The sequence below is a fragment of the Burkholderia multivorans ATCC BAA-247 genome, from assembly GCF_000959525.1.
Lineage (GTDB): Bacteria > Pseudomonadota > Gammaproteobacteria > Burkholderiales > Burkholderiaceae > Burkholderia > Burkholderia multivorans.
Genome location: NZ_CP009831.1, coordinates 720,160 through 746,512 on the forward strand (window position 1 = coordinate 720,160; position 26,353 = coordinate 746,512).

The window sequence follows — 26,353 nt, forward strand, 5'->3', positions numbered from 1 at the left end:
GCGGCATATTGTTGCAGGGATGTCGAATATCGAACTGGTTTGCTTGTCGTCAACACGCAAGCTCCCGGACAATGCATGTCGTTCATGTCATTGACGCGGGGCTGCGCGTCCCGCGTTCCCGGAACGCGCGTCGCCGAGGTGCTTCGAACTGCACATCGATGATGTCCGAACCGGTTAATCGACGCGACGGTGCACGGATGAAGCCCGCATCGTCCGGCGGCAACAGGTTTCGAATCGCAAAGGGGGGAATCAGATGCATCGGATCATCATCGTAGGCGGCGGCGCGGGCGGCCTGGAACTGGCGACGCGGCTCGGCGACCGCTACGGCGCCCGCGGCAATCGTCCCGCGCGCGCACTCGTCACACTCGTCGACCGCAATCCGACCCACATCTGGAAACCGCTGCTGCACGAAGTCGCGGCCGGCAGCATGGACCCGTTCACGCAGGAACTCGAATACGCGGCACAGGCGCGCTGGCATGGCTTCGAGTTTCAGCAGGGCGAGCTCGCCGGGCTGAATCGTGCCGCGAAGCGCATCACGCTGTCGCCCGTCAACGACAGCGACGGCGCCGAGCTGCTGCCCGCCCGCGAACTCGAATACGACACGCTCGTGATCGCGATCGGCAGCACGACGCACTTCTTCGGCGTGCAGGGCGCCCCGGAAAATGCGATCGCACTCGATACCGTCGGCGAGGCCGAACGCTTCCGCAAGCGGCTGATCGCCGCGTGCATGCGTGCCGAGCATCAGGCGCCGGCGGCGGTTGCACCCGGCGAGCCGGCCGAGCCGCGTATCCAGGTCGTCATCGTCGGCGGCGGCGCGACGGGCGTCGAGCTGTCCGCCGAACTGCGCAACACCGCGCAGGTGCTGTCGGTGTACGGGCTGCACAAGCTCGATCCGCGCCACGACGTCGGCATCGTGCTGATCGAATCGGGGCCGCGCATTCTGCCGGCGCTGCCGGAGCGCGTGTCGTCCGCGACCGCCGGGCTGCTCGAGAAGCTCGGCGTGCGGCTGATGCTCGGCGAGCGCGTGACGGAAGTCGCGCCCGGCGCCGTGCATACGGCGAGCGGCAAGGCCGTGCGCGCCGATCTCACGGTCTGGGCGGCCGGCATCAAGGCGCCGGCCGTACTCGCGCATCTCGATGGGCTGCAAGTCAACAAGCTCGGTCAGCTCGACGTGCGCCGCACGCTGCAGACGGTTACCGACGACAACGTCTTTGCCCTCGGCGATTGCGCGGCATGCGCGTGGCCCGGCAGCGAACGCAACGTGCCGCCGCGCGCGCAGGCCGCGCACCAGCAGGCGAGCTTTCTGCTGAAAGCGATCGCGTGCCGGCTCGACGGGCGGCCGCTTCCCGAGTTCACGTATCGCGACTTCGGGTCGCTCGTCTCGCTCGGTCACTTCAGCGCCGTCGGCAACCTGATGGGCGGCCTGATCGGCGGCAACATGCTGATCGAAGGGCTGTTCGCGCGCTTCATGTACATGTCGCTGTACCGGCTGCATATCGCGGCGCTGCACGGCTATCCGCGGATGATCCTCGATACGGTCGCGCACTGGCTGCGTCGCACGACGCTGCCGCGCGTGAAGCTGCACTGAACGCGTTCGGCGCGCGCGGCACGGCGGTCGACGCAGCGGCGGCCGCCGTCTGTCATCGAGTCTTACATATCGGACAGTTGACGCGACAACGGATTATTGGGCATCTTGTGCGGGTTTTCGTTTGCGGCGGCGTGCCACCCGTCGCAATCTTCGCACCGGGCGACGGTGCGATGCCGTGTCGCGTCGAATCCGTGGCGTGACGGCGGCGCCCAATCGAGGAGTGCATTCATGTTGAAACCCGAAGTCGACAGCCTGGTTCCCCACGTTCCGTTCTCGCGCCGCAAGTTCATGCAGGCGGCGCTGGGCGGCACTTTCGCGGCGGCCGTGCTGCCGGTGTCCGCGCAGACGATCACGACCGACAGCGCCGGCCTCGACGTCGACACCGTCGAGATCCGCTCCGGCGACGCAAGCGTGCCGGCGTATCGTGCGCAGCCGGTCGACAAGACGAACCTGCCGGTCGTCATCGTGATCCACGAGATCTTCGGCGTGCATGCGCACATCGCCGACGTCTGCCGCCGCTTCGCGAAGCTCGGCTATCTCGCGATCGCGCCCGACCTGTTCGCGCGGCAGGGCAACGCGTCGAAGTATTCGACGATCAAGGACCTGTACGACAACATCATCAACAAGGTTCCCGACCGGCAGGTCACCGAGGATCTCGATGCGACGGTCGCATGGGCGGGCAAGAACGGCGGCGACCTGACGCGCGTGGGCGTGACGGGGTTCTGCTGGGGCGGCCGTCAGGCGTGGCTCTACGCCGAGCACAATCCGCACGTGCGGGCGGCCGTCGCCTGGTACGGCTTTGTCGAAGGCAAGACCGACGAGATGACGCCGTTCAATCCGGTCGATCATGCGTCGCTGCTGAAGGTGCCCGTGCTCGGGTTGTACGGCGAGAAGGATCAGAACATCACGCAGGCGTCGCTCGCCGACATGCGCAAGGCGATCCAGACGAGCGACTCGAAGCTCGCGCGCGAGTCGGAAATCGTCGTCTATCCGGATGCCGGCCACGCGTTTTTCGCCGACTACCGGCCGAGCTACGTGAAGGCCGATGCCGAGGACGGATGGAAGCGCGCGATCGCGTGGTTCCACAAGTACGGCGTGATGTAAACGACGAAGCGGCGGCCGAGGCCGCCGCCTGGCTATCGCGCCGTACGCGCGTGCGTCACGGTGTCGCGCCGGTCGCGATCGGCCGCGACGGATCGGCGCTCCATTCGCTCCACGAGCCCGGATACAGCGACGCGCCATGCAGGCCGGCCACTTCCATCGCGAGCGCGTTGTGGCAGGCGGTCACGCCGGAGCCGCACTGCAGGATCACGCGGTTCGGCTCGGTGCCGGCGAGCAGCGCGGTGAACGTCTCGCGCAGCTCGTGGCCGGTCTTGAAGCGGCCGTCGGCCGTCAGGTTGTCCTTGAAGAACCGGTTGCGCGCGCCCGGGATATGGCCGCCGACGCGATCGATCGTTTCGTTTTCTCCGCGATACCGGTCGGGCGCGCGTGCGTCGATCACGACGCGCGTCGGCGTACTCAGGTTCGCGAGTACCGTCGCCGCATCGACGGTCGATTCGAGCGGCGCCGCCGCGCGGAAATCGCCGGGAGCCGGCTTGGGGACGTCCGTCGTCAGCGGCTGGCCGGCCGCCTGCCAGGCCTGCAGCCCGCCGTCGAGCACGGCGACCGAATCGTGCCCGAGCCAGCGCAGCAGCCACCAGAGCCGCGCGGCATAGGCGCCGCCTTGCGCGTCGTACGCGACGACCTGCTGCCCCTGTTTCAGCCCGCGGCTCGCGAGCAGCGTGGCCAGCGCGTCGCGCGTCGGCAGCGGATGGCGGCCGTTCGTGCCGGTCTTGCGGCCGGACAGGTCGCGGTCGAGATGCAGGTATTGCGCGCCGGCGATATGGCCGGCGGCGTACGCGGCTTCGCCCGCATCGGGATCGACGAGATCGAAGCGGCAGTCGAACAGCGCGACGCTGCCGGGCGCGGCAGCGAGCCGTTCGGCAAGATTGGCCGCGGAAATCAGTGTGGTGTAGTGAGTGTGAGGCATGACGGCTCCCTGGCGTGCAAACGGCCCGATATGCCAAGTCTAAACAAAAAAAGACGGGCCGAAGCCCGTCTTTTCGTCATGCGGATGCCGCAGCGTGCGCGGCTTACAGATCGCCGAGCTGGCGGCGCAGGAACTCGTGGAAGTGCTGCATGCCGTCTTCCATCGGGCTCTGGTACGGGCCGACCTGCGACTCGCCGCGCTCCATCAGCGCGCGGCGGCCGGCGTCCATCCGCATCGCGATTTCGTCGTCCTCGACCGCCGTTTCCATGTACGCCGCGCGTTCGGCCTCGACGAACTCGCGTTCGAACAGCGCGATTTCCTCGGGGTAGTAGAACTCGACGATGTTGGTCGTCTTTTGCGGGCCGCGCGGAATCAGCCACGACACGACGAGCACGTGCGGATACCACTCGATCATCAGGCCCGGATAGTAAACCATCCAGATCGCGCCGAACTCCGGCGGCACGCCGTCGCGGAACTTCAGCACCTGTTCGTGCCACTTGCGGTACGTCGCGCTGCCGGGCTTCGCCAGCGCGTTGTGCACGCCGACCGTCTGCACGCTGTACCAGTCGCCGAACTCCCATTTCAGATCGTCGCACGACACGAAATTGCCGAGGCCCGGGTGGAACGGGACGACGTGGTAATCCTCGAGGTACACCTCGATGAACGTCTTCCAGTTGTAATCGCACTCGTGCACTTCGACGTGATCGAACTGGTACTCGGAAAAATCGAAGTGATGCTTCGTGCCGAGGTTCGCCAGATCGCGCGCGACGTTGCGGCCTTCGGCCTCGAACAGCAGCCCCTGCCAGTTCTGCAGCGGCGTCTTGCCGAGGTTCAGGCACGGCTTGTCGGGGAAGTGCGGCGCGCCCAGCAGCTGGCCTTCCAGATCGTACGTCCAGCGGTGCAGCGGGCACACGATGTTCTGCGTATGGCCGCGGCCGTTCAGCATGATCGCCTGCCGGTGGCGGCAGACGTTCGACAGCAGCTCGATTTCGTTCGCCTGATTGCGCACGAGCACGCGGCCTTCCTTCTCGGACGGCAGCGCAAAATAGTCGCCCGCCTCGGGCACCATCAGTTCGTGCCCGACGTAACGCGGTCCTTTCTTGAAGAGGGTTTCGATCTCGCGCGCAAGCAGCGCCTCATCGAAGTATGCAGTGACTGGAAGCTGGCTGTGAGCCGACTTCAACTGAAGCGCATCGCTCAGATTGGACATTCCCACTCCCGGTGATAGCGTGAAAGCAGTGAACAACCCAACCATCGAAAAATCGATTTAGGGAAACGGAGAATTATACCCGGTTCGCCCCGTAAGGCCAGCATTAAGTGCCTGATTTGTGTCAATTTTTTGTCCGGCGACGTGGGGCGGGCGCACAATGTGGGCCGAAGGCGGGGCCGGAGTCCGGCCCGCGCGCCCAAGTCCGCAGGTCGGAAAATTCTCTTTTGCCGTAGAATGTCCGACTTGTTTTGAAATTTGACACCCTCGTCCATGGCGAAAACCGCATCCCCAGGCGCGACGCCGCCCGGCAACGGCGCCGAACCGTTGCCGGACAATTACGAGACAGCGCTTGCGGAGCTCGAGACGCTGGTTGCGCGGATGGAAGGCGGCGCGCTGAGCCTCGAGGATTCGCTGGCGGCGTATCGCCGCGGCGCAGCCCTTGTTGCGTTTTGCCAACAGCAGCTCGAGAAAGTGGAGCAGCAGGTTCGCGTGCTCGACGGCGCGACGCTGAAGCCGGCGGCCGCCACGGACGGCGAAGACGACGATCTATGACATTCGAACAATGGATGCGGTCCGTGCTAGACCGCGTCGAGGACGCACTCGGCCACTATCTGCCGGCTGACACCGTGGTGCCCGCACGACTCCACGAAGCGATGCGCTATGCGGTCCTCGGCGGCGGCAAGCGCGTTCGCCCGCTGCTGTGCCATGCGGCAGGCGAACTGACCGGTGCGACGGAGGCGGCGCGCAATGCGGCGGCGGCGGCGCTGGAGATGATCCACGTCTACTCGCTCGTGCACGACGACATGCCGTGCATGGACGACGACGCGCTGCGTCGCGGCAAGCCGACCGTGCACGTGCAGTACGACGAGCCGACTGCCCTGCTGGTCGGCGACGCGCTGCAGTCGCAGGCGTTCGTCGCGCTGACCGACGCGGCTGCCCTGTCGCCGGTGCAGCAGGCGGCGCTCGTGCGCGAGCTCGCGCTCGCGAGCGGCTCGCTCGGGATGGCGGGCGGCCAGGCGATCGATCTCGCGAGCGTCGGCATCAAGCTGACGCGCGAGCAGCTCGAAACGATGCACCGGATGAAGACGGGCGCGCTGCTGCGCGCGGCGGTGCGGATGGGCGCGCTGGCCGGCGAGACGCCGTCGGCCGACACGATGGCTGCACTCGACGTCTATGCGGGGGCCGTGGGTCTGGCCTTCCAGGTCGTCGACGACATTCTCGACGTCACGACCGATTCGGCGACGCTCGGCAAGACGGCCGGCAAGGACGCGGCGAACGACAAGCCGACCTACGTATCGATCCTCGGCCTCGATGCGTCGCGCGAACTCGCCGCGCAGTTGCGCGCCGAAGCGCACGATGCGCTGAAACCGTTCGGCGCACGCGCGCAGCGTCTCGCCGAACTTGCCGACCTGGTAGTGAACCGGGTCAGCTGACGCGAAAGCCCGCCGCCGCGCACACGCTACGGGTGCGTGCAACAGAATGCGGGCGCGTTTGATTTCCTACAATGGAACGACGATGTACGACTTGCTGAAAACCATCGACGACCCGGCGGACCTGCGCCGCCTCGATCGTCGCCAACTGCAACCGCTCGCGGATGAACTGCGTGCGTTCGTGCTCGACAGCGTGTCGAAGACGGGCGGCCATTTGTCGTCCAACCTCGGGACGGTCGAGCTGACGATCGCGCTGCACTACGTGTTCAACACGCCGAACGATCGCATCGTCTGGGACGTGGGGCACCAGACCTACCCGCACAAGATCCTGACCGGCCGCCGCGACGAAATGCCGACGCTGCGCCAGCTCGGCGGCATCTCGGGCTTCCCGCGCCGCTCCGAATCCGAATACGACACCTTCGGCACCGCGCATTCGAGCACGTCGATCTCGGCCGCGCTCGGCATGGCGATCGGCAGCCAGCTGAACGGCGACGACCGTTTCTCGATCGCCGTGATCGGCGACGGCGCGATGACGGCCGGCATGGCGTTCGAGGCGATGAACAACGCCGGCGTGTCCGAGGACGCGAAACTGCTCGTGATCCTGAACGACAACGACATGTCGATTTCGCCGCCGGTCGGCGCGCTGAACCGCCATCTCGCGCGTCTGATGTCGGGTCGCTTCTACGCGGCCGCGCGTGCGGGCGTCGAGCGCGTGCTGAGCGTCGCGCCGCCCGTGCTCGAACTCGCGCGCAAGCTCGAGGAGCATGCGAAGGGCATGGTCGTGCCGGCCACGCTGTTCGAGGAATTCGGCTTCAACTACATCGGCCCGATCGACGGTCACGATCTCGATTCGCTGATCCCCACGCTGCAGAACATCCGCGAGCTGCGCGGCCCGCAGTTCCTGCACGTCGTCACGAAGAAAGGGCAGGGCTACAAGCTCGCCGAAGCCGATCCGGTGCTCTATCACGGCCCCGGCAAGTTCAATCCGGCCGAAGGCATCAAACCGTCCGCGACGCCCGCGAAGAAGACGTACACGCAGGTGTTCGGCGAGTGGCTGTGCGACGAGGCCGAGCGCGATTCGCGCGTCGTCGGCATCACGCCCGCGATGCGCGAAGGCTCCGGCATGGTCGAGTTCGAGAAGCGCTTCAAAGATCGCTACTACGACGTCGGCATCGCCGAACAGCACGCGGTGACGTTCGCCGGCGGCCTCGCGACCGAAGGGCTGAAGCCGGTCGTCGCGATCTATTCGACGTTCCTGCAGCGCGCGTACGACCAGCTGATCCACGACGTCGCGCTGCAGAACCTGCCGGTCGTGTTCGCGATCGACCGCGCGGGCCTCGTCGGCGCCGACGGTGCGACGCATGCGGGCGCGTACGATCTCGCGTTCATGCGCTGCATTCCGAACATGACGATCATGGCGGCATCCGACGAGAACGAATGCCGTCAGATGTTGCACACCGCGCTGCAGCAGCCGAACCCGACCGCGGTCCGTTATCCGCGCGGCGCGGGCACCGGCGTCGCGACGGTGAAGGAATTCACCGAGCTGCCGATCGGCAAGGGCGAGGTGCGCCGCCGCACGTCGCAGCCGGAAGGCAAGCGCATCGCGATCCTCGCGTTCGGTACGATGGTCGCGCCGTCGCTCGCGGCGGCCGAAGAGCTCGATGCAACCGTCGCGAACATGCGTTTCGTGAAGCCGCTCGACGCGGCGCTCGTGCGCGAGCTCGCGGAGACGCACGACTTCCTCGTCACCGCCGAAGAAGGCTGTGTGATGGGCGGGGCAGGCTCGGCCTGCGTCGAAGCCCTGATGGAGAGTGGGGTTATCCGACCCGTACTACAATTGGGCCTCCCTGACCAGTTCATCGATCACGGCGACCCCGCGAAGCTGCTGTCGCTCTGCGGCCTCGACGGCGCGGGTATCGCGAAATCGATTCGCGAACGCTTCCTGAACCCGGCAACCGGCGTTGCCGGTCAGGCAAAGCGCGTCGCCTGAGCCGGCGCCGCCCGAGGGCGGCATCGGCGCGACTGGCGCAACCGGTCTTCATTGATGCGGAAAAACATGGGCCTGCGGGCCCATGTTGCTTTTCCGGCTGCCGCATGATGCGGCGTGCGCGTCGTCGAACGCGCGGCTTACAAGGATTGAACAAGATGAACCAGATGAATCCCGCCTTCGTGATGCCCGACGTGCAGAGCACGGTGGATACCCGTCAGATTCCGATTCAGCGCGTGGGCGTGAAGGCGGTCCGGCATCCGTTGACGGTGCTCACCGAAAGCGGCGACGTGCAGCCGACGGTCGGCGTCTGGAATCTCGACGTTCGTTTGCCGGCCGAGCAGAAGGGCACGCACATGTCGCGGTTCGTCGCGCTGCTCGAGGAGAACCGCGCGCCGCTGACGATCGAGCGCTTCCGCGCGATGATCGCGTCGATGCTCGAGAAGCTCGAGGCGGAAGCCGGCCGCATCGAAGTGACGTTCCCGTACTTCGTCAACAAGACCGCGCCGGTGTCGGGCGTGCAGAGTCTGCTGGACTACGAAGTGACGCTCGCAGGCGAAAGCCGCAACGGCGAGACCCGTCTGTTCCTGAAGGTGCTCGTGCCCGTGACGAGCCTGTGCCCGTGCTCGAAGAAGATCTCGCAGTACGGTGCGCACAACCAGCGCTCGCACGTGACGATCGACGCCGAACTCGCGGCCGACGTGCCGGTCGAGGCGCTGATCCGCATCGCGGAAGAAGAGGCGTCGTGCGAGCTGTGGGGGCTGCTGAAGCGGCCGGACGAGAAGTTCGTCACCGAGCGTGCGTACGAGAATCCGAAGTTCGTCGAGGACCTCGTGCGCGACGTCGCGGCGCGTCTCGATGCGGACGCACGCATCGTCGCGTATGTGCTCGAAGCGGAGAACTTCGAGTCGATTCACAATCACAGCGCGTATGCGCTGATCGAGCGCGACAAGCGGCACGCCGCGTAACGCGCGGCTGACTACGCGCCCGCTTCGGCGCGGCGCGAGCGTCGAATTAAGAAGGCCGCAGCAGCAGCGGCCTTTTTCATGTGCGCGAATCGTGCGGCGCGCGCTTCAGCGTGCGAGCGACGCGAGATCCCAGCGCGGCTTCACCGTGAATGCATAGTCGACGTTGGCCTGGTCGGGCCAGCGCGCGAGCCGCAGCGCGCCTGCCAGCGCGATCATCGCGCCGTTGTCGGTGCACAGCGCGAGATCGGGATAGTGCACGTCGAAACCGCGCTTCGCGGCCGCAGCCGACAACGCGGCGCGCAACTGACGGTTCGCGCCCACGCCGCCCGCGACGACAAGCCGCTTCAGATTGGTCTTTTTCAGCGCGGCGAGCGATTTGGCGACGAGCACGTCGACGGCCGCATCGACGAAGCCGCGTGCGAGATCGGCCTTCGCGCGCGCCAGCGCGTCGCCCGACAGCTGCGCCGCTTCGAACTTCTTCATCTGCGTGAGCACGGCCGTTTTCAAGCCGCTGAAGCTGAAATCAAGATCGCCCGAATGCAGCATCGGGCGCGGCAGCACGACGGCGCCCGGCGTGCCGGTTTCCGCGAGCTTCGATACTTCCGGGCCGCCCGGATAGCCGAGGCCGATCAGTTTCGCCGTCTTGTCGAATGCTTCGCCGGCCGCGTCGTCGAGCGTTTCGCCGAGCGTCTCGTACACGCCGACGTCGGTCACGCGCATCAGTTGCGTATGTCCGCCCGACACGAGCAGCGCGACGAACGGGAACGGCGGCGGCTCGGCGACGAGCAGCGGCGACAACAGATGGCCTTCGAGATGGTGGATGCCGACCGTCGGCTTGTTCCATGCGAGGGCGAGCGCGTTCGCGATGCTCGCGCCGACCAGCAGCGCGCCGGCGAGCCCCGGGCCTTGCGTGAACGCGATCGCGTCGATGTCTTCACGGCGCGTGCCGCTTTTCGCGATCACTTCCTCGAGCAGCGGCAGCGCGCGCCGGATGTGATCGCGCGAGGCGAGCTCGGGCACGACGCCGCCATAGTCGCGGTGCATCGCGATCTGCGAATGAAGCGCGTGCGCGAGCAGGCCGCGCTGCGTGTCGTAGAGCGCGAGACCGGTTTCGTCGCAGGAGCTTTCGATGCCGAGAACGAGCATGGGTGCGGGCGCGGCGGGCTGCGTCGAGCGCGCCGCAGGAATATCGAGTAACCGGAAAGTATAGCAGGCTAGGGCCGGCCGCCGCTCGCGCCGGGCCCGGACGCGGTGCCGCGCGGGTACAATCCGCGCCATGGAAACTTACGACATCGCCGTGATCGGCGCGGGCGCGGCCGGCATGATGAGCGCCGCGGTGGCCGGGCAACTCGGTCGCCGCGTGGTGCTGATCGACCACGCGCCGCGGCTCGCCGAGAAAATCCGCATCTCGGGCGGCGGCCGCTGCAACTTCACGAATCTCCATGCGGGCCCGGACAACTATCTGTCGGCCAATCCGCACTTCGCGCGCTCGGCGCTTGCACGCTACACGCCGCGCGACTTCCTCGCGCTGCTCAAGCAGCATCGCGTGACGTGGCACGAGAAGCACAAGGGCCAGCTGTTCTGCGATCACGGCAGCGACGCGATCATCGACATGCTCAAGCACGAATGCGACGCAGGCGGCATCGCATGGCGCCGGGCGGTCGTCGTCGACGCCGTGCGTCACGCCGCGGACGACGGCTTCACGCTCGACACGCAGCAGGCGGGCGCGATCCGTGCGCGCGCGCTGATCGTCGCGACCGGCGGCCTGTCGATCCCGAAGATCGGCGCGACCGACTTCGGCTATCGGCTCGCGAAGCAGTTCGGCCACAAGCTCGTCGATACGCGGCCCGCGCTCGTGCCACTGACGTTCGCGCAGCAGGACTGGGCGCCGTTCGCGGCGCTGTCCGGCGTGTCGCTCGAGGTGCGCGTGTCGACCGGCGACAAGAAGCGCGGCGGCGAATTCGTCGAGGATCTGCTGCTGACGCATCGCGGGCTGTCGGGACCCGGCATCTTGCAGATTTCGAGCTACTGGCACCCCGGCGAGCCGATCCGGATCGACCTGGTGCCGCAGCGCGACGCCGTGGCCGAACTGCTCGAGGCGAAGCGCACGTCGAAGCGGCAGATCGGCTCGCTGCTCGCGGACTGGGTGCCGTCGCGGCTCGCGCACGTGTGGCTCGACACGCACCGCGTGGCCGCCGACGCGCGCCTCGCAGATCTGCCCGACAAGGTGCTGCGCCAGATCGGCGACGCGCTCGCCGGCTGGACGCTGACGCCGAACGGCACCGAAGGCTACAAGAAGGCCGAAGTGACGAAGGGCGGTGTCGATACGCGCGAGCTGTCGTCGGCGACGATGATGAGCGCACGCGTGCCGGGGCTGTTCTTCGTCGGCGAGGCGGTCGACGTGACGGGCTGGCTCGGCGGCTACAACTTCCAGTGGGCGTGGGCATCCGGGCAGGCCGCCGGCAAGGCCGCCGCGGAGTTCGCTCGCGGTGCTTGACGTCGTAGTGCCTTTGTGCAAAGCCTCTGCTATACTCGTTAATCTTTCCCTGCAAACCTTTATTCGTGTCGGATCATGACGATCATTCGCGTTAAAGAAAACGAGCCGTTCGAAGTTGCCATGCGTCGCTTCAAGCGCACGATCGAGAAGAACGGTCTGCTGACCGAGCTTCGTGCGCGCGAGTTCTACGAGAAGCCGACGGCCGAGCGCAAGCGCAAGAAGGCTGCGGCGGTGAAGCGTCACTACAAGCGGATCCGCAGCCAGATGCTGCCGAAAAAGCTGTACTGAACGATTGGGCGCCGCGCGGTTGGCCGAGCGGCGCACCGGCGAAACCCGCGCGACCGGGCAGCGAGTCGCCGATGCCGGATTCGAGCAACCCGCTTGAGACACTGTCCAAGCGGGTTTTTGTGTTGACGCCCATTGGCGGGCGTCGCGTCCACGTTTCCATCTCGGGTGAAAGATGAGTTTGAAAGAGCAGATCAGCGATGACATGAAGACCGCGATGCGCGCGAAGGAAAGCGAGCGTCTCGCGACGATCCGCCTGCTGATGGCTGCCATCAAGCAGCGCGAAGTCGACGATCAGGTCACCCTCGACGACGCCGGCATCACGGCCGTGATCGACAAGATGATCAAGCAGCGCAAGGACTCGATCAGCCAGTTCCAGGCCGCCGGCCGCGACGACCTCGTCGCGAAGGAGCAGGCCGAGCTGACGGTGCTGAGCGCTTATATGCCCGCGCAACTGTCGGACGCCGAAGTGGCTGCCGAAGTGCAGGCGGCGGTCGCGCAGACGGGCGCAGCCGGCCCGCAGGACATGGGCAAGGTGATGGGCGTGCTGAAGGGCAAGCTCGCGGGTCGCGCCGACATGACGGCCGTGTCCGCGCAGGTCAAGGCCGCGCTGTCGAAGTAAGTCGCGTTATCCGGCGCGCGGCAGCGTGCGTCGGGCGTCGTATCGTCCTCTTTCGCTCGATCCCACGGTGATTCCGCATTCGTTCCTGCAGGATTTGCTGAACCGCGTCGATATCGTCGACGTGGTGGGCCGGTACGTGCAGCTCAAGAAGGGCGGCGCGAACTTCATGGGGCTGTGCCCGTTCCATAACGAGAAGAGCCCGTCGTTTACGGTCAGCCCGACGAAGCAGTTCTATCACTGCTTCGGCTGCGGCGCGCACGGCACGGCGATCGGCTTTCTGATGGAACACGCGGGGCTGACGTTCCCGGAAGCCGTGCAGGAACTCGCGCAGTCGGTCGGTCTGACCGTGCCGCACGAGCCGTCGACGCGCGGCGGCGGCGGGGGCAGCGACTATCCGGCGCCCGTATCGAAATCGGTGGCGACGGCGCTCTCCGACGTGATGGCGACCGCGTGCGACTACTACCGCAAGCAGTTGCGCGGCGCGCCGGCCGCGATCCAGTATCTGAAGAACCGGGGCCTGACCGGCGAGATCGCCGCGCGCTTCGGGCTCGGCTACGCGCCGGACGGCTGGCAGAACCTCGAGGCCGCGTTCCCGGACTACCGCGACGATGCGCTCGTCGAGTCCGGACTCGTGATCGTCAGCGAGAAAACCGACGCGCAGGGCGCCGCGCGCCGCTACGACCGGTTCCGCGAGCGGATCATGTTCCCGATCCGCAACGTGAAGGGGCAGGTGATCGGCTTCGGCGGCCGCGTGCTCGGCAGCGGCGAACCGAAGTATCTGAACTCGCCCGAAACGCCGCTGTTCAACAAGGGCAGCGAACTGTACGGGCTGTTCGAGGCGCGGCTCGCGATCCGCGAACGCAAGTACGTGCTGGTCGTCGAAGGCTATATGGACGTCGTTGCGCTGGCGCAGCTCGGTTTTCCGAATGCGGTCGCGACGCTCGGCACCGCGTGCACGCCGATTCACGTGCAGAAGCTGTTGCGGCAGACCGATACGGTGATTTTCAGCTTCGACGGCGATTCGGCCGGCCGGCGCGCCGCGCGTCGCGCGCTGGAGGCCTGCCTGCCGCACGCGGCGGACAATCGGACGATCCGATTCCTTTTTCTGCCGCCCGAGCACGATCCGGACAGCTATGTGCGGGAGTTCGGCGCGGATGCGTTCTCGGACCAGGTCGAGCGTGCGATGCCGCTGTCGCAATTTCTGTTGAACGAAGCAATTGCGGGCAAGGCGCTCGACCAGCCCGAAGGCCGCGCGAAGGCGCTGTTCGACGCGAAGCCGCTGCTGCAGGCGCTGCCCGCGAATGCGTTGCGCGCGCAGATCATGCACATGATCGCAGATCGCCTCGATATTCCGTTCGAGGAAGTGGCGGCGCTGTCGGAAGTCGATGCGCGGATCGCGGCTGCACCGCGGCAGGCGCCGGCGCGCAGCGATCGCCGGCGCGTGACGGAGAGCGAAAAGCGCGCGTTGCGCACGCTGGTCATGCATCCGCGTATCGCGCTGGCGCTCGACGACGAGCAGGTCTCGACGCTGCGCGCGCTGCCGCGCATCGGCGAACTCTTTGCGGAAGTCGTCGACCACGCGCGCGCGCTCGGCGACGGCGCGGAGTTCCGGCTGCTGTCCGACGTGCTGCGTACGTCGCCGAACAGCGCGACGTACGAGGAAATTTTCCGCGAAATTCTGGACTATGATGAAAACGTCCGCGATTTGCTGTTACAGAATCCGGACGACGAGGCGGTGGCCGAGCGGCAGCGCGAACAGGAACGGATCGCCGGGGAGGAACTGCAGGCGGCCGTGCTGAAGATGCGCTACGACGCGTGCTGCGACCGGCTCGATCGGCTGGCGCGGCAATCCACGTTCACCCCCGAGGAATTGGCCGAATTGACGGAATTGAACCGGCAGCGAACCGACATGAAACGTCGGCTCGGGCTGTAGGCAGCCGGGGCGCCAGGAGAGAGGCTCCCCAGCGTGCTATAATATAAGGTTTCCAGCGGTTTGTTTTCTAAGCAGAGGCGAGATTCGCGATGGCAAAGACGACAGGCGGAAAGAAAGCAACGGGCAAGGGCTCGACGGAGCCGACCAAGAAGGTCACAGCGGCCAAGTCTGCTTCTTCCGCCAGGACGACGTCTTCGGCTACATCAACCCCTGCAGGAAAGAAAACCGCGGCCGGCACTGCTCAAGCTGCGCCGGCGCCGGCAGCCAGAACACGGGCTGCCGCCAGACCCGACTCCGGGCCGGCCAAGCCGGCGGCGAAGCGGGCAAGTGCGAAAAGCGCAAGGGACGCGGCTGCCGCGGCGGACGAAACGGCAGTACGTACTACTCATGCACCCACGGTTCAACCGGCTGTCGTCCAGCAGCCGCGAGTCGATATAGCCGGTACGGCGAACTCCATGACGAAAAAGCTGAACGAAGTATCCGTCGATGACGACGCAAATCAGAGCGACGAGCAGCCCGCAGCGGCGGCTGCGCCGGGCAAGTCCAAGGCGCGCGACCGCCGCGCCAAGGAAAAGGCGCTGCTGAAGGAAGCGTTCGCGACGAGCACGCCCGGCACGGCCGAGGAGCTCGAAGAGCGCCGCGTGAAGCTGCGCGCGCTGATCAAGCTCGGCAAGGAGCGCGGCTTCCTCACGTACGCCGAAATCAACGACCACCTGCCGGACAACTTCACCGAGACCGAAGCCCTCGAAGGCATCATCGGCACGTTCAACGACATGGGCGTGGCGGTTTACGAGCAGGCGCCGGACGCGGAAACGCTGCTCCTGAACGACAACGCGCCGGCCGCGTCGTCGGACGACGAAGTCGAAGAGGAAGCGGAAGTTGCGCTGTCCACCGTCGATTCCGAATTCGGCCGCACGACCGATCCTGTGCGGATGTACATGCGCGAGATGGGCACCGTCGAGCTGCTCACGCGTGAAGGTGAAATCGAGATCGCGAAGCGTATCGAAGACGGCCTGCGTCACATGGTAATGGCCATCTCTGCATGCCCGACGACGATCGCCGACATCCTCGCGATGGCGGAGCGCGTCGCGAACGACGAGATTCGCGTCGACGAGCTCGTCGACGGCCTGCTCGATCCGAACGCTTCGGACACCGACACGGACGGTTTCTCCGCGAAGGAAGCGGAGGAGATCGAGAACGAGGACGAAGAGGTCGAAGAGGAAGAGGAAGAAGAGGAAGAGGAGGACGATGACGGCGCCGCGCAGGCGACCGCCAACGCCGCCCAGCTCGAAGCGCTGAAGCGTGCCTCGCTCGAGAAGTTCGCGCTGATCAGCGAGTGGTTCGACAAGATGCGCCGCGCGTTCGAGAAGGAAGGCTACAAGTCGAAGTCCTACCTGAAGGCGCAGGAAACGATCCAGAGCGAGCTGATGACGATCCGCTTCACCGCGCGTACGGTCGAGCGCCTCTGCGACACGCTGCGTGCGCAGGTGGACGAAGTGCGCCAGGTCGAGCGTCAGATCCTGCACATCGTCGTCGACAAGTGCGGGATGCCGCGTTCGGAATTCATCGCGCGCTTCCCGGGCAACGAGACGGACCTCGACTGGGCCGAGAAGATTGCGGCCGAAGGTCATTCGTACAGCGCGATCCTGTCGCGCAACATCCCGGCGATCCGCGAACAGCAGCAGCGCCTGCTCGATCTGCAGGCGCGCGTCGTGCTGCCGCTGAAGGACCTGAAGGAAACCAACCGCCAGATGGCGGCCGGCGAACTGAAGGCGCGTCAGGCGAAGCGCGAAATGACCGAGGCGAACCTGCGTCTCGTGATCTCGATCGCGAAGAAGTACACGAACCGCGGCCTGCAGTTCCTCGACCTGATCCAGGAAGGCAACATCGGCCTGATGAAGGCGGTGGACAAGTTCGAATACCGTCGCGGCTACAAGTTCTCGACGTATGCGACGTGGTGGATTCGTCAGGCCATCACGCGCTCGATCGCGGACCAGGCGCGCACGATCCGTATTCCGGTTCACATGATCGAGACGATCAACAAGATGAACCGCATCTCGCGGCAGATTCTGCAGGAAACCGGTCTCGAGCCGGATCCGGCGACGCTGGCCGAGAAGATGGAGATGCCGGAAGACAAGATCCGCAAGATCATGAAGATCGCGAAGGAGCCGATCTCGATGGAAACGCCGATCGGCGACGACGACGATTCCCATCTCGGCGACTTCATCGAGGACACCAACACGGTCGCGCCGGCGGATGCCGCGCTGCATGCGAGCATGCGCGACGTCGTGAAGGACGTGCTCGATTCGCTGACGCCGCGCGAGGCGAAGGTGCTGCGGATGCGTTTCGGTATCGAAATGAGCACCGATCACACGCTCGAGGAAGTCGGCAAGCAGTTCGACGTCACGCGCGAGCGGATCCGTCAGATCGAGGCCAAGGCGCTGCGCAAGCTGCGTCACCCGAGCCGTTCGGACAAGCTGAAGTCGTTCCTCGAAGGGAACTGATTTTCGGCTTCTTCCTGTCGAACGCCGCCGGCATTCATCGGATGCCGGTGGCGTTTGTTCCCTTTGTTGTTACAATGCCGGCCCGGCGTCTCTGCCGGTGGCGTATGTAGCACGCTCCGCATTCCTCCAGGGCCTGTAGCTCAGCGGTTAGAGCAGTCGACTCATAATCGATTGGTCGCGGGTTCGAACCCCGCCGGGCCCACCAAATTCGCTTCGAAGGTTATCCAAGGAAATTGTGCCGTTAAGCATAAGTTGTCCACGACCTGGACACGTTATGCTTTATCGGTGACTGGCTATACGTTTGAGGTTTGGTTCGCGGTGGCAACCGACCGCAATTCGACGCGAAAAAAGCCGACCCGGTGGGTCGGCTTTTTCGTTTCTGATGGCCGGTGCCTAGTCGGTCCGAGCGCCTCCTTGCCTCTCTGGTGTCCGTCTATGACACCTCAAAATGCGGTCACGACTTCGTGAAGCGACCTACTACGACTGGGGACCTGCTGTCCCGAAAGTAGCAAGCCCGCGAGCCGAGTGCGAAGCGGTCCAAGTGTTGAGGACCGAACGCGCGTTGGGTTCCCGGGCCTGAGGGCTGGTAGGGATTTCGCGGTCGCTGTTCCACTACGAGTCGTGCCGTCGAGATGACGACGAAGCGTTGACGGGTCCCATGATCAACACTCCTGTTCAATATTCAAGTTGACAACCCGTTACGTGCGCGGCGATCGTTGCTGCTCGGTAGCGGGCGACTCCTCTTGTGACGGCGACTGACGAAACGGCAACATGACTATCGCGCTGGGATCCCGCCACTCTGCCGGCGACGCGCAGGCCACCGGCGTCACCATTTGCGGCCGGAGTGAGACAATGCTCTCCGTTTGTCGAGACAAGTTGAAATGCCCGGTAGGTCGCGAGGTGGTCGCTAGTCACCGGTCAACTTTAGGATTAAAGTCAACGTTGATTCCAATAGTTTTTTTGGGGTGTGGCGTGAAAATCGGAGAGTTGGCGAAGCGCAGTGGTCTGACGGCCTCACGTATTCGTTTCTATGAGGCAGAGGGATTGATCAGGGTGGAGCGCCAAGCGAATGGCTATCGGGAGTATCCCCCGGAGGCGGGAATTCTCCTGGGGTTGATCTCGATCGCGCAGCAGGCGGGATTTACGCTCGAGCAGATTCGGCAACTGCTACCGGTCGGCCCGGGCGCATGGGACCATGGCGCATTGCTGGATGCACTCAAGCAGAAGGTGGATGAGATCGACACCATTCGCAAGCGTCTCGACCATACCCGAGCCCAACTTGTCGTCGCGATCGAGAGTATCGAGGACAGGCCGGACGGAATTGAATGTGTCGACAACAAGAAGCGCGTGCTGGACCGTCTCCGTGAAGCAGGGATTACGCCGGATCTAGGCAAACTCGACGGTTCCACCACCGGCTGAGGTGCGTGCCGGCGGCCACTACGACCGTTACCGAATGAACCCGGACCTCGACGAGGTGGCGAGAGATCCTGCCGCAGGAAACATCGATTTTTTGCAGGATTCCGAAACTGATCGCCACATCCCGCGGTTGGTCCGAAGTGGGCGCCAAACTTCTACTACCGCTCAAGTAACGTTCAGCTGCTGTTCCCGGCACCTGCCGAGCGCTGAAGTGTGTTGCGCTCTGTTTTTCGATATGCAGTCAATCGTGATGCAGCGTCTCGATGACGAGCTCGCGGAACCAGCGGATCCCTTCGTCATTGTCGAAGTTGCGATGCCAATGGACGGTGGATTCAATCTCTGGAATTTCCGCCGGCATCGGATAGATCGAGAACTGGCCCGTTTCATTGAACATGAGCGCCGCGCCTTTATGAAGCGTCACCATCCAGTTCGTGCGCTGCAGGATCTGCGGAACCACCGTGAAGTGGGGCACGCGTAGCGCAATCCGTCGGTGCAAACCCTGCGTGCGCAAGATATCGTCGATCGCAAGGTGGCTGCTGTCGCTGGTCGTCACGCTCACATGCAGAAACTCCAGAAATTTCTGCCGCGACAACTTCCGGGCCGGTAGCCCGTCGCGCTTGCGCGTCATGCACACAAACTCGTCGCGAAACAGCAGCGCGTGATTGGTGACCGGCAGGAGCGACGGAAGATTGCCGATAGCGAGATCGATCTGCCCGAGTCGCAATTTCTCCTCGACCTCGCGCAGCGGCACTTGCTCGGCGGCCAACCGCACCTCCGGCGCAATGCGCTGCAATTTCTCGCAGATGCGCGGCAGAAAAACGTGTTCGCCAATGTCGGACATGGCCAGCCGAAACTCGCGCGTACTCGTCGCGGGATCGAACTCTTCGCTTTGCCGCAATGCTTCGCGGATCGACGCGATGGCGTTGCTAAGCGGGACAGCCAATCTTTCCGCGGTCGCCGTGGGCAACATTCCATCAGGCGTCCGAACGAAAAGCGGATCGTCGAACAGTGAGCGCAGACGCCCCAGCGAATAACTGATCGTGGGCTGCGACAAATGAAGCCGCTGCGCCGCGCGCGTGAGGCTGCGCTCTTCGAGAATCACCTGGAAGACGCGCAGCAGGTTCAGGTCGATGCTATGAAAATTGATCACGTCTATGTACACAAGAAAATTGATCGATTTGACCGATATCTTAGCCGAACCTAGACTGGCCTCACACATAGGAGAGGCAAGTGTTCATGGAACTGACAGATACGATCGTCGAACAGTGTGCAGACGAACCAGCGGTTGTCTCGTTGCGCACTTTGCCGGCCTTGCTGGCAGCGCGCGTTGCCCGAAACGCCGAGGGACCGCTTTTTTCAGACGGAACCACGGTATGGAGCGGCGCCGATGCCATCGAGATCGCGGCGCGCCGAGCCGGCACACTGGCCGCACATGGCATCAAGCGCGGTGATCGCGTCGCATTGCTCTGCGGAAACCGTGCGGAATTCATGGAAGTCGTCCTCGGCTGCGGCTGGCTCGGCGCGGTGGTCGTGCCGATCAACACCGCGTCGCGCGGTCCGCAGCTCGAGCATATCCTGCGTAACTCCGGCGCGCGCTTGCTGGTCGCCGAAGCGCATCTTGTGGATGTCGTGCACGCGCTCGATGCGCGAGATCTCCCGCTCGAGCACATCTGGCTTATCGACGAACCGGCGTCGAATTCGCTGGCGCCCCGTTACAGCACGACGCCGCTTCCGCGAGCAACCGAGTCGATTCCGGCCGCGGACGTCGACGAAGGCGATGCTTTTGCCGTGCTCTATACCTCCGGAACGTCGGGGTTGTCCAAAGGCGTGATCTGCCCGCATGCGCAGTTCTACTGGTGGGGATACAACACTGCGCGCGATCTGGGCGTTGTCGCCGGCGACATCTTGTACACGTGCTTGCCGCTGTTTCATACGAACGCGCTGAACAGTTTTTTCCAGGCCATGTTGCACGATGCTCAACTGGTCGTAGGCCGGCGTTTCTCTGCCAGCGGCTTCTTCGACGCGCTGGTGGCCACGCAAGCCACCGTCACGTTCGTTCTCGGTGCGATGGTGCCCATTCTGCTCGGCAGGCCGATCACGGCGAACGAGCGTAAGCATCGGGTACGTGTGGCACTCGCACCGGGCGTGCCGGGACATTTCCAGGAAGAATTCACGGCGCGCTGCGGCATCGCGTTGATCGACGGGTACGGCTCGACGGAAACCAATGCCGTGATCGGCGGCGTCGCGAGCGTTCAACGCCCGGGATATATGGGCAGGCTGGCTGAAGGCTTCGAAGCGCGCGTCGTCGACGAGCACGATCGGCCGGTCCCGGACGGCCAGCCCGGCGAGCTGATCCTGCGAGCGAGCGAGCCGTTTTCCTTTGCCAACGGCTATCTGGGCATGCCGGCCGAAACGGTGAAGGCCTGGCGCAATCTGTGGTTTCACACCGGCGACCGCGTCATACGCGAAGCCGACGGCTATTTCCGTTTCGTCGATCGTCAGAAGGATGCGATTCGCCGCCGCGGCGAGAACATCTCGTCGTACGAGGTCGAGCAGGTGCTGTTGAGCCATCCGTCGGTCGAGACCGCAGCGGTATTTGCCGTGAAGTCCACGCTCGCCGAAGACGAGGTGATGGCCGTCATCGGCCTGCGAGACGGCGAGGCGCTGGAGCCACTCGATCTGATCCGCTACTGCGAACCGCGATTGCCCTACTTCGCCGTGCCGCGCTATCTGGACTTCGAGCAAGAGCTGCCGAAGACGGAAAACGGAAAGATCCAGAAGTTCAAGTTACGGGAAACCGGCGTGACTGCGACGACGTGGGATCTGGAAATGTCGGGATACCAGCTCAAGCGTCGATGACGCGAAGGTCGCTATTTTCCTGAAGGCGCGGCGGACAGGTTCGCGACAGGGCGATCCGCTTCAACGCTTGGCAACTGAGACAGCAGCAATGAGTACATCTCGAATGTACACATGGAGCCTCCCATGACTAGCATGAGAACGTTTTCTGCCGCGAGCACGCCCCCTCAAGTGGCGCCCGAGCTCCCGACGGCGTCTGTCGACGAAAGGTCCCTGCGGCGAATCGTGTTCGCGTCCGTCGCGGGGAACGCGCTCGAGTGGTATGACTTTTTCCTGTACAGCACGGCCGCAGCGCTCGTTTTCGGCGAGCTGTTCTTTCCGAAAGGAACCGATCCGCTCGTGGGCACGCTGGTCGCATTCGCGGGCTTTTCCGTCGGGTTCGCCGCTCGTCCGTTGGGTGGCGCGCTGTTCGGGCACATCGGCGACCGCTACGGTCGAAAGAGCGCCCTCGTGTGGACGCTGTCGATCATGGGAGGCGCGACGTTCCTGATCGGCTTCCTGCCGACTTATCCGCAGGTCGGCCTGTGGGCGCCGGTGCTGCTGATGGTCCTGCGTATCCTGCAAGGCATCGCGGCCGGCGGGGAATGGGGGGGCGCAGTGCTGATGATCAGCGAGTCTGCGCCGCCCGAGCGGCGTGGATTTTACGCGTCGATGAGCCAGATCGGCGTCGGCGGCGGCTTCGTGCTGTCGGCCAGTGTTTTCTTCGTCGTGCAGATGTTGCCGAAGGACGCGTTCATGGCGTGGGGCTGGCGCATTCCGTTTCTGCTGTCGATCGCGATTTTCGGTGTGGGCGTCTATATCCGTTCGAGGTTGCCCGAGAGCGCCGAGTTCGCGAAGGCCGAGGCCGAAGGCAGACGGGCGCGGATGCCCGTGCTCGATGTGATCCGCAAGCATCCGAAGGAAGTGCTGATGGCAATGGGGCTGCGCGTGGCGGAAAACGGCGCGTCATACATCGTCATTGCGTTCGCGCTCGTTTATGGGAAGTTCATCGGCGTACCGAACCAGATCATGCTCGCTGGCGTGATCGTCTCGATGGCTGTCGAACTGATCACGCTGATGTTGTGGGGCCGCCTGTCCGATCGCCTGGGCCGCAAGCCCGTGTACATGATCGGTGCCGTCGGCGTCGTGATCATCGCGTTCCCGTTTTTCTGGCTCCTCGATACGAAGGTCCCGGCGCTCATCTGGCTGGCCTTCCTGCTCGGCAATGCCGTGTGTCACGGCGCGATGCTCGGCACGCAACCGGCCTTGATGGGCGAGCTGTTCAGCACGGAGGTGCGTTACTCGGGGATGGCGCTCGGTCACGAGGTGTCGTCGGTCTTCGCAGGCGGCTTGTCGCCGATGCTGGCGACGGCGCTGCTCGCGCACTACCACGCAGCGTGGCCGGTGGCATTGCTGATGGCGGCCCTGGGGATGATCACCGTGATCTCGCTGTTGTTCACCCATGAGACGGTTGCCCGTCGCGAGCGTTGAGCGTCGCACGCAAGGAGATCGAATATGACACTCGAGCAATGCGACGACGTGCTGCTGACCGCCGCGGTGGAAGTACCGTACCAGCGACACGCGCCGTCGGATTCCACTGGCGACCTGCTGGCCCGCGCGTTTGCCGCTGCCCTTGATGACTCGGGGTTTTCGGCGAAAGACATCGACGGTCTCGGCGTCGCGTCTTTTACGCTGGCTCCGGACCATGCGATCGACCTTGCGTGGCGGCTCGGGATCAGCCCGCGCTGGAGCATGGACGATTGTCACGGTGGAGCAAGCGCGATCAACATGCTGCAGCACGCGATACGCGCGATTCAGCATGGTGACGCGAAGGTGATTGCGCTGGTGTCCGGCGATCGGTTCGAGCCGGCCGACTTCAAGCAGCTCGTCGATCACTACAACCTGACGACGCGCACCTGGCTGCGGCCGCTCGAGCTCGGCGGGCCGAACGGACTGTTCGCGATGCTCACGCAACGTCACGCGCAGCATCATGGCCTGACCCGCCGCGACTATGGGGCGCTTTGCGTCGCGCAACGTGCGTGGGCGGCACTGAATCCGAACGCCGTCTATCGCACGCCGCTGACGATCGAAGACTATCTCGACGCGCCGATCGTCGCCGATCCGTTGGGACGATTCGATTGCGTCCCCGTTGTCAGCGGCGCCGACGCGGTGATCGTCGCGCGCGCCGATCTCGTGCGCCAGGCCAGGAACGTCCGTGTGCGATCGCTGCAATGCCTTTACAACAGCGACCACCAGACGGGCGACGGCACTCGCACTTCACTGGCTGCGATCGCCGGCGAATTGTGGCGACAGGCAGGCGTCACGCCCGACGACATCGACATGGTCTCGGTCTACGACGACTACCCGGTGATGGCGATTGCGCAACTGGACGATCTCGGCTTCGCGCCCGACGGCGACTTGCGCGCGATGATCGCGCGCATCGAATCGCGCGCGCTGCCGGCGAATACATCCGGTGGTCAACTGTCCGCCGGGCAGGCAGGCGCCGCGGGCGGCATGCATGGGCTCGTCGAGGCGATCACCCAGCTGCGCGGACGGGCAGGCGAGCGGCAGGTGCCGAATGCCCGGCTGGCGGTCGTCAGTGGCTACGGCATGGTCGAGTATCGCTACGGCATGTGTGCGAATGCCGTCGTGCTGGAAGCGGTTGAGCGGGGTGCGCAATGAAACTCGAGGTATTCCAGTGCAAGCAATGCGGTTCGACGGTGTTTCCGGCGCGCTATTTCTGTTTTGAATGCGGCGGCGCCGAGTGGCGCGAGCGAGCGGTCGAACACGGCCGTGTCGGCGAATTGACGACCGTGCGCCGTCGCGTCGGCGCACAAGACGGCGGCGACGTGCTTCTTGCCAGCGTGACGACGGATGCCGGCCCGACCGTCATCGCGCGGCTCGAAGGCGCGGTGCGAACGGGCGACCGCGTCCGCGTTGCAGTCGACGAACAGAACCGCGTTGTGGTACTGCCGATCGCCTGACCCACGCGGAAATGTGTTCGTCGAACGAGGCCGGTCGCACCGGCGGGTAGGCGTCGGGATCCGGGCACGCTCGGACATGTGCACGGAACGGCAAAATTTATCAAGCAGGAGAAGGGTGTGACATCTCAATTGACTTCGACCTTGCGCGACCCGCAGCTGTTGCGCCATTACATCAACGGTGAGTTTGTGGCGAGCGACACACGCTTTCCCAACCTGAGTCCGATCGACGGTCGCAAGCTGGCCGACGTCTGCGAAGCAGATGCCGCGCTCGTCGATAGCGCCGTCCGTGCGGCTCACGCGGCGCAAAAGGCGGGCTGGCGCGACACGACGCCCGCGCAACGGGCGGCATGGCTGCATAAGATCGCGGACGGCATCGAGGCCCGCTTCGACGAGTTCGTCGCGGCCGAAGTTGCCGATACCGGCCGGCCCGTCGCGCAGGCCCGCACCCTCGACATCGCACGCGGCATTGCCAATTTTCGGACCTTTGCCGATCTTGTCCGCACCGCAAACGGCGAGTATTTCGAAACCCATACGGCAGACGGCGGCGAGCTGATCAACTATGTGACGCGCAAGCCGCTCGGCGTGATCGGCATCATATCGCCGTGGAATCTGCCGCTGCTATTGCTCACATGGAAGGTGGCACCGGCGCTGGCGATGGGCAACTGCGTGGTCGCCAAGCCCTCCGAGGAGACGCCCAGCTCTGCAACGTTGCTCGCCGAAGTCATGCACGAGGTCGGCTTGCCGCCGGGCGTCTTCAACCTGATTCATGGGCACGGGCAGAACGCGGCCGGCGAATTCCTGACGCGTCATCCGGGTATCAGCGCAATCACGTTCACCGGCGAGTCGCGCACCGGCAGCACGATCATGAAGGCCGTTGCGGACGGCGTGAAAGAGGTGTCGTTCGAGCTGGGCGGCAAGAACGCGGCTGTCGTGTTCGCGGACGCCGACTTCGATGCGGCGGTGGCCGGTGTGCTTCGATCCAGTTTCACCAACGCCGGTCAGGTCTGCCTGTGCAGCGAGCGCGTTTATGTGGAGCGGCCGATCTTCGAGCGCTTTGTCGCGGCGCTCAAGGAACAGGCGGAAGGATTGCGCGTTGGCGCGCCGGAAGATCCCACCACGACGATGGGGCCGCTCATTTCGCGCGGCCATCGCGACAAGGTGATGTCGTATTTCCGTCTTGCGGTCGAAGAAGGCGCGACTGTCGTGACCGGAGGCCGTGCACCGAGCTTTGGCGACGCACGGGACGACGGTGCGTTCGTGATGCCGACCATCTGGACTGGTTTGCCGGATTCCGCCCGGTGCGTCCGGGAAGAGATCTTCGGCCCGGTGTGCCACATCGCGCCGTTCGACGACGAAGACGAGGTCGTGAAGCGCGTCAACGACAGCGCTTATGGCCTGGCTGCCAGCATCTGGACGACTCAGCTTGCGCGCGGCCATCGGGTCGCGAGGCAGATCGAGACGGGCATCGTGTGGGTCAATGCGTGGTTCGTTCGCGATCTGCGCACGCCCTTCGGCGGCACCAAACTGTCGGGGCTGGGACGCGAGGGCGGCCGCCATTCGCTCGACTTCTATTCCGAATTGACGAACGTCTGCGTGAGGATCGCATGAATCCGACTACTTCAGCGCGCGTCGTGCCGGGCAAGGCCACGCCGCGCGGGCGCTTCCCGCATATCACGCGAGCCGGCGACTTTCTGTTCGTGTCCGGCACCAGTTCGCGACGTCCGGACAACACGATCGATGGCGCATCGGCCGACGAATTCGGCACGGCCACGCTCGATATCCGGCGCCAGACGCGCGCCGTGATCGAGAACCTGCGCGACATATTGAAGAGCGAGGGGGCGGACTTGTCGAACCTCGTTGAGATCTCGGCATTCCTCGTGAACATGAGCGATTTTGGCGGCTACAACGAAGTGTATGCGGCGTATTTCGACGAGTCGGGCCCGGCACGAACGACTGTCGCGGTTCACCAGCTGCCTCATCCGCATCTGCTCATCGAGATGAAGGCAGTGGCATACGTTCCCGCGCGCTGAAATGCGAACCGCGGAATCAACATGGCGATCCCTTT

22 protein-coding genes, 1 tRNA gene and 1 pseudogene are annotated in these 26,353 nt (G+C 64.8%); 20 read left to right on the forward strand and 4 right to left on the reverse strand.

Features of this window, described 5'->3' with window-relative positions; genetic code table 11:
- Positions 1-253 precede the first annotated feature (253 nt).
- Together NP80_RS05540 and NP80_RS05545 are read left to right on the forward strand one after the other, a co-directional pair.
- Entirely contained in the window at positions 254-1,588 is a 1,335-nt protein-coding gene (locus tag NP80_RS05540; protein WP_006404131.1) for an NAD(P)/FAD-dependent oxidoreductase, read from the forward strand.
- A gap of 228 nt (positions 1,589-1,816) precedes the next feature.
- The gene (locus tag NP80_RS05545; RefSeq protein ID WP_006409474.1) at positions 1,817-2,692 is read left to right on the forward strand and encodes a dienelactone hydrolase family protein; all 876 of its coding nucleotides are present in this window, start codon (positions 1,817-1,819) and stop codon (positions 2,690-2,692) included.
- A gap of 55 nt (positions 2,693-2,747) precedes the next feature.
- Here the strand turns inward: NP80_RS05545 and NP80_RS05550 are convergent, their stop codons facing one another.
- The gene (locus NP80_RS05550) at positions 2,748-3,617 is read right to left on the reverse strand and encodes a sulfurtransferase (protein ID WP_006404128.1); all 870 of its coding nucleotides are present in this window, start codon (positions 3,615-3,617) and stop codon (positions 2,748-2,750) included.
- A 103-nt stretch (positions 3,618-3,720) separates the two neighbouring features.
- Positions 3,721-4,827, reverse strand: coding sequence for an aromatic ring-hydroxylating oxygenase subunit alpha (locus NP80_RS05555; RefSeq protein WP_006399450.1), 1,107 nt, complete (start codon positions 4,825-4,827; stop codon positions 3,721-3,723).
- Between the two features lie 270 nt (positions 4,828-5,097).
- Here NP80_RS05555 and NP80_RS05560 point away from each other — a divergent pair, with 270 nt between their 5' ends.
- From NP80_RS05560 to folE2, 4 genes are all read left to right on the forward strand, one after another.
- Complete coding sequence (locus NP80_RS05560) at positions 5,098-5,379, forward strand: exodeoxyribonuclease VII small subunit (protein ID WP_006399451.1); 282 nt, start codon at positions 5,098-5,100, stop codon at positions 5,377-5,379.
- Entirely contained in the window at positions 5,376-6,260 is an 885-nt protein-coding gene (locus NP80_RS05565; RefSeq protein ID WP_006399452.1) for a polyprenyl synthetase family protein, read from the forward strand. Before NP80_RS05560 ends, NP80_RS05565 begins: the two co-directional genes overlap by 4 nt.
- Before the next feature lie 82 nt (positions 6,261-6,342).
- On the forward strand, positions 6,343-8,247 hold the full coding sequence (dxs, locus tag NP80_RS05570) for a 1-deoxy-D-xylulose-5-phosphate synthase (protein WP_006399453.1): 1,905 nt from the start codon (positions 6,343-6,345) through the stop codon (positions 8,245-8,247).
- A gap of 155 nt (positions 8,248-8,402) precedes the next feature.
- Positions 8,403-9,212: a GTP cyclohydrolase FolE2 gene (gene folE2, locus NP80_RS05575; protein ID WP_035487909.1), complete on the forward strand. Its 810-nt coding sequence runs from the start codon at positions 8,403-8,405 to the stop codon at positions 9,210-9,212.
- A gap of 105 nt (positions 9,213-9,317) precedes the next feature.
- Here the strand turns inward: folE2 and tsaD are convergent, their stop codons facing one another.
- Complete coding sequence (tsaD, locus tag NP80_RS05580) at positions 9,318-10,358, reverse strand: tRNA (adenosine(37)-N6)-threonylcarbamoyltransferase complex transferase subunit TsaD (RefSeq protein ID WP_006404126.1); 1,041 nt, start codon at positions 10,356-10,358, stop codon at positions 9,318-9,320.
- 130 nt (positions 10,359-10,488) lie between these two features.
- Between tsaD and NP80_RS05585 the strand changes: the two genes are divergently transcribed.
- From NP80_RS05585 to NP80_RS31665, 8 genes and pseudogenes are all read left to right on the forward strand, one after another.
- On the forward strand, positions 10,489-11,709 hold the full coding sequence (locus tag NP80_RS05585; RefSeq protein ID WP_006404125.1) for a BaiN/RdsA family NAD(P)/FAD-dependent oxidoreductase: 1,221 nt from the start codon (positions 10,489-10,491) through the stop codon (positions 11,707-11,709).
- A 75-nt stretch (positions 11,710-11,784) separates the two neighbouring features.
- The gene (gene rpsU / locus NP80_RS05590; protein ID WP_004190342.1) at positions 11,785-11,997 is read left to right on the forward strand and encodes a 30S ribosomal protein S21; all 213 of its coding nucleotides are present in this window, start codon (positions 11,785-11,787) and stop codon (positions 11,995-11,997) included.
- Between the two features lie 172 nt (positions 11,998-12,169).
- On the forward strand, positions 12,170-12,616 hold the full coding sequence (locus tag NP80_RS05595) for a GatB/YqeY domain-containing protein (RefSeq protein WP_006404124.1): 447 nt from the start codon (positions 12,170-12,172) through the stop codon (positions 12,614-12,616).
- A 67-nt stretch (positions 12,617-12,683) separates the two neighbouring features.
- Entirely contained in the window at positions 12,684-14,549 is a 1,866-nt protein-coding gene (gene dnaG / locus NP80_RS05600; RefSeq protein WP_006404123.1) for a DNA primase, read from the forward strand.
- Between the two features lie 89 nt (positions 14,550-14,638).
- The gene (gene rpoD, locus NP80_RS05605; protein WP_080596176.1) at positions 14,639-17,053 is read left to right on the forward strand and encodes an RNA polymerase sigma factor RpoD; all 2,415 of its coding nucleotides are present in this window, start codon (positions 14,639-14,641) and stop codon (positions 17,051-17,053) included.
- Between the two features lie 129 nt (positions 17,054-17,182).
- A tRNA-Ile gene (locus NP80_RS05610) sits at positions 17,183-17,258 on the forward strand.
- Between the two features lie 767 nt (positions 17,259-18,025).
- The gene (locus NP80_RS05615) at positions 18,026-18,472 is read left to right on the forward strand and encodes a MerR family transcriptional regulator (protein ID WP_035946253.1); all 447 of its coding nucleotides are present in this window, start codon (positions 18,026-18,028) and stop codon (positions 18,470-18,472) included.
- A 1-nt stretch (position 18,473) separates the two neighbouring features.
- Positions 18,474-18,676, forward strand: a pseudogene (locus NP80_RS31665) (acetoacetate decarboxylase); the annotation flags it as partial.
- Between the two features lie 34 nt (positions 18,677-18,710).
- Here the strand turns inward: NP80_RS31665 and NP80_RS05620 are convergent.
- A complete protein-coding gene (locus tag NP80_RS05620) occupies positions 18,711-19,619 on the reverse strand; it encodes a LysR family transcriptional regulator (RefSeq protein ID WP_035487900.1) in 909 nt (302 codons plus the stop codon).
- Between the two features lie 86 nt (positions 19,620-19,705).
- Between NP80_RS05620 and NP80_RS05625 the strand changes: the two genes are divergently transcribed.
- The 6 genes from NP80_RS05625 to NP80_RS05650 all read left to right on the forward strand — a co-directional run bounded on the left by NP80_RS05625 (position 19,706) and on the right by NP80_RS05650 (position 26,318).
- Positions 19,706-21,328, forward strand: a complete 1,623-nt coding sequence (locus tag NP80_RS05625) for an ATP-dependent acyl-CoA ligase (RefSeq protein WP_035487898.1) — start codon at positions 19,706-19,708, stop codon at positions 21,326-21,328.
- A 111-nt stretch (positions 21,329-21,439) separates the two neighbouring features.
- A complete protein-coding gene (locus NP80_RS05630; protein ID WP_006404116.1) occupies positions 21,440-22,795 on the forward strand; it encodes an MFS transporter in 1,356 nt (451 codons plus the stop codon).
- 24 nt (positions 22,796-22,819) lie between these two features.
- On the forward strand, positions 22,820-23,986 hold the full coding sequence (locus NP80_RS05635; protein WP_006404115.1) for a thiolase family protein: 1,167 nt from the start codon (positions 22,820-22,822) through the stop codon (positions 23,984-23,986).
- Positions 23,987-24,024: 38 nt separating this feature from the next.
- On the forward strand, positions 24,025-24,288 hold the full coding sequence (locus NP80_RS05640) for a PhlB family protein (RefSeq protein WP_236698870.1): 264 nt from the start codon (positions 24,025-24,027) through the stop codon (positions 24,286-24,288).
- A gap of 117 nt (positions 24,289-24,405) precedes the next feature.
- Complete coding sequence (locus NP80_RS05645; protein ID WP_006409483.1) at positions 24,406-25,896, forward strand: 2-hydroxymuconic semialdehyde dehydrogenase; 1,491 nt, start codon at positions 24,406-24,408, stop codon at positions 25,894-25,896.
- On the forward strand, positions 25,893-26,318 hold the full coding sequence (locus NP80_RS05650) for a RidA family protein (protein ID WP_006404112.1): 426 nt from the start codon (positions 25,893-25,895) through the stop codon (positions 26,316-26,318). The genes NP80_RS05645 and NP80_RS05650 overlap by 4 nt, the downstream gene beginning before the upstream one ends.
- Positions 26,319-26,353 lie beyond the last annotated feature (35 nt).

Bases quoted from the DNA above. Each gene is read 5' to 3' on its own strand.
- NP80_RS05625 (WP_035487898.1), top strand. From the start codon at position 19,706: ATGGAACTGACAGATACGATCGTCGAACAGTGTGCAGACGAACCAGCG.
- NP80_RS05555 (WP_006399450.1), bottom strand. From the start codon at position 4,827: ATGTCCAATCTGAGCGATGCGCTTCAGTTGAAGTCGGCTCACAGCCAG.
- NP80_RS05630 (WP_006404116.1), top strand. From the start codon at position 21,440: ATGGAGCCTCCCATGACTAGCATGAGAACGTTTTCTGCCGCGAGCACG.
- NP80_RS05595 (WP_006404124.1), top strand. From the start codon at position 12,170: ATGAGTTTGAAAGAGCAGATCAGCGATGACATGAAGACCGCGATGCGC.
- NP80_RS05550 (WP_006404128.1), bottom strand. From the start codon at position 3,617: ATGCCTCACACTCACTACACCACACTGATTTCCGCGGCCAATCTTGCC.
- NP80_RS05585 (WP_006404125.1), top strand. From the start codon at position 10,489: ATGGAAACTTACGACATCGCCGTGATCGGCGCGGGCGCGGCCGGCATG.
- folE2 (WP_035487909.1), top strand. From the start codon at position 8,403: ATGAACCAGATGAATCCCGCCTTCGTGATGCCCGACGTGCAGAGCACG.
- rpoD (WP_080596176.1), top strand. From the start codon at position 14,639: ATGGCAAAGACGACAGGCGGAAAGAAAGCAACGGGCAAGGGCTCGACG.
- NP80_RS05545 (WP_006409474.1), top strand. From the start codon at position 1,817: ATGTTGAAACCCGAAGTCGACAGCCTGGTTCCCCACGTTCCGTTCTCG.
- dxs (WP_006399453.1), top strand. From the start codon at position 6,343: ATGTACGACTTGCTGAAAACCATCGACGACCCGGCGGACCTGCGCCGC.
- NP80_RS05635 (WP_006404115.1), top strand. From the start codon at position 22,820: ATGACACTCGAGCAATGCGACGACGTGCTGCTGACCGCCGCGGTGGAA.
- tsaD (WP_006404126.1), bottom strand. From the start codon at position 10,358: ATGCTCGTTCTCGGCATCGAAAGCTCCTGCGACGAAACCGGTCTCGCG.
- NP80_RS05565 (WP_006399452.1), top strand. From the start codon at position 5,376: ATGACATTCGAACAATGGATGCGGTCCGTGCTAGACCGCGTCGAGGAC.
- rpsU (WP_004190342.1), top strand. From the start codon at position 11,785: ATGACGATCATTCGCGTTAAAGAAAACGAGCCGTTCGAAGTTGCCATG.
- NP80_RS05540 (WP_006404131.1), top strand. From the start codon at position 254: ATGCATCGGATCATCATCGTAGGCGGCGGCGCGGGCGGCCTGGAACTG.
- NP80_RS05560 (WP_006399451.1), top strand. From the start codon at position 5,098: ATGGCGAAAACCGCATCCCCAGGCGCGACGCCGCCCGGCAACGGCGCC.
- NP80_RS05650 (WP_006404112.1), top strand. From the start codon at position 25,893: ATGAATCCGACTACTTCAGCGCGCGTCGTGCCGGGCAAGGCCACGCCG.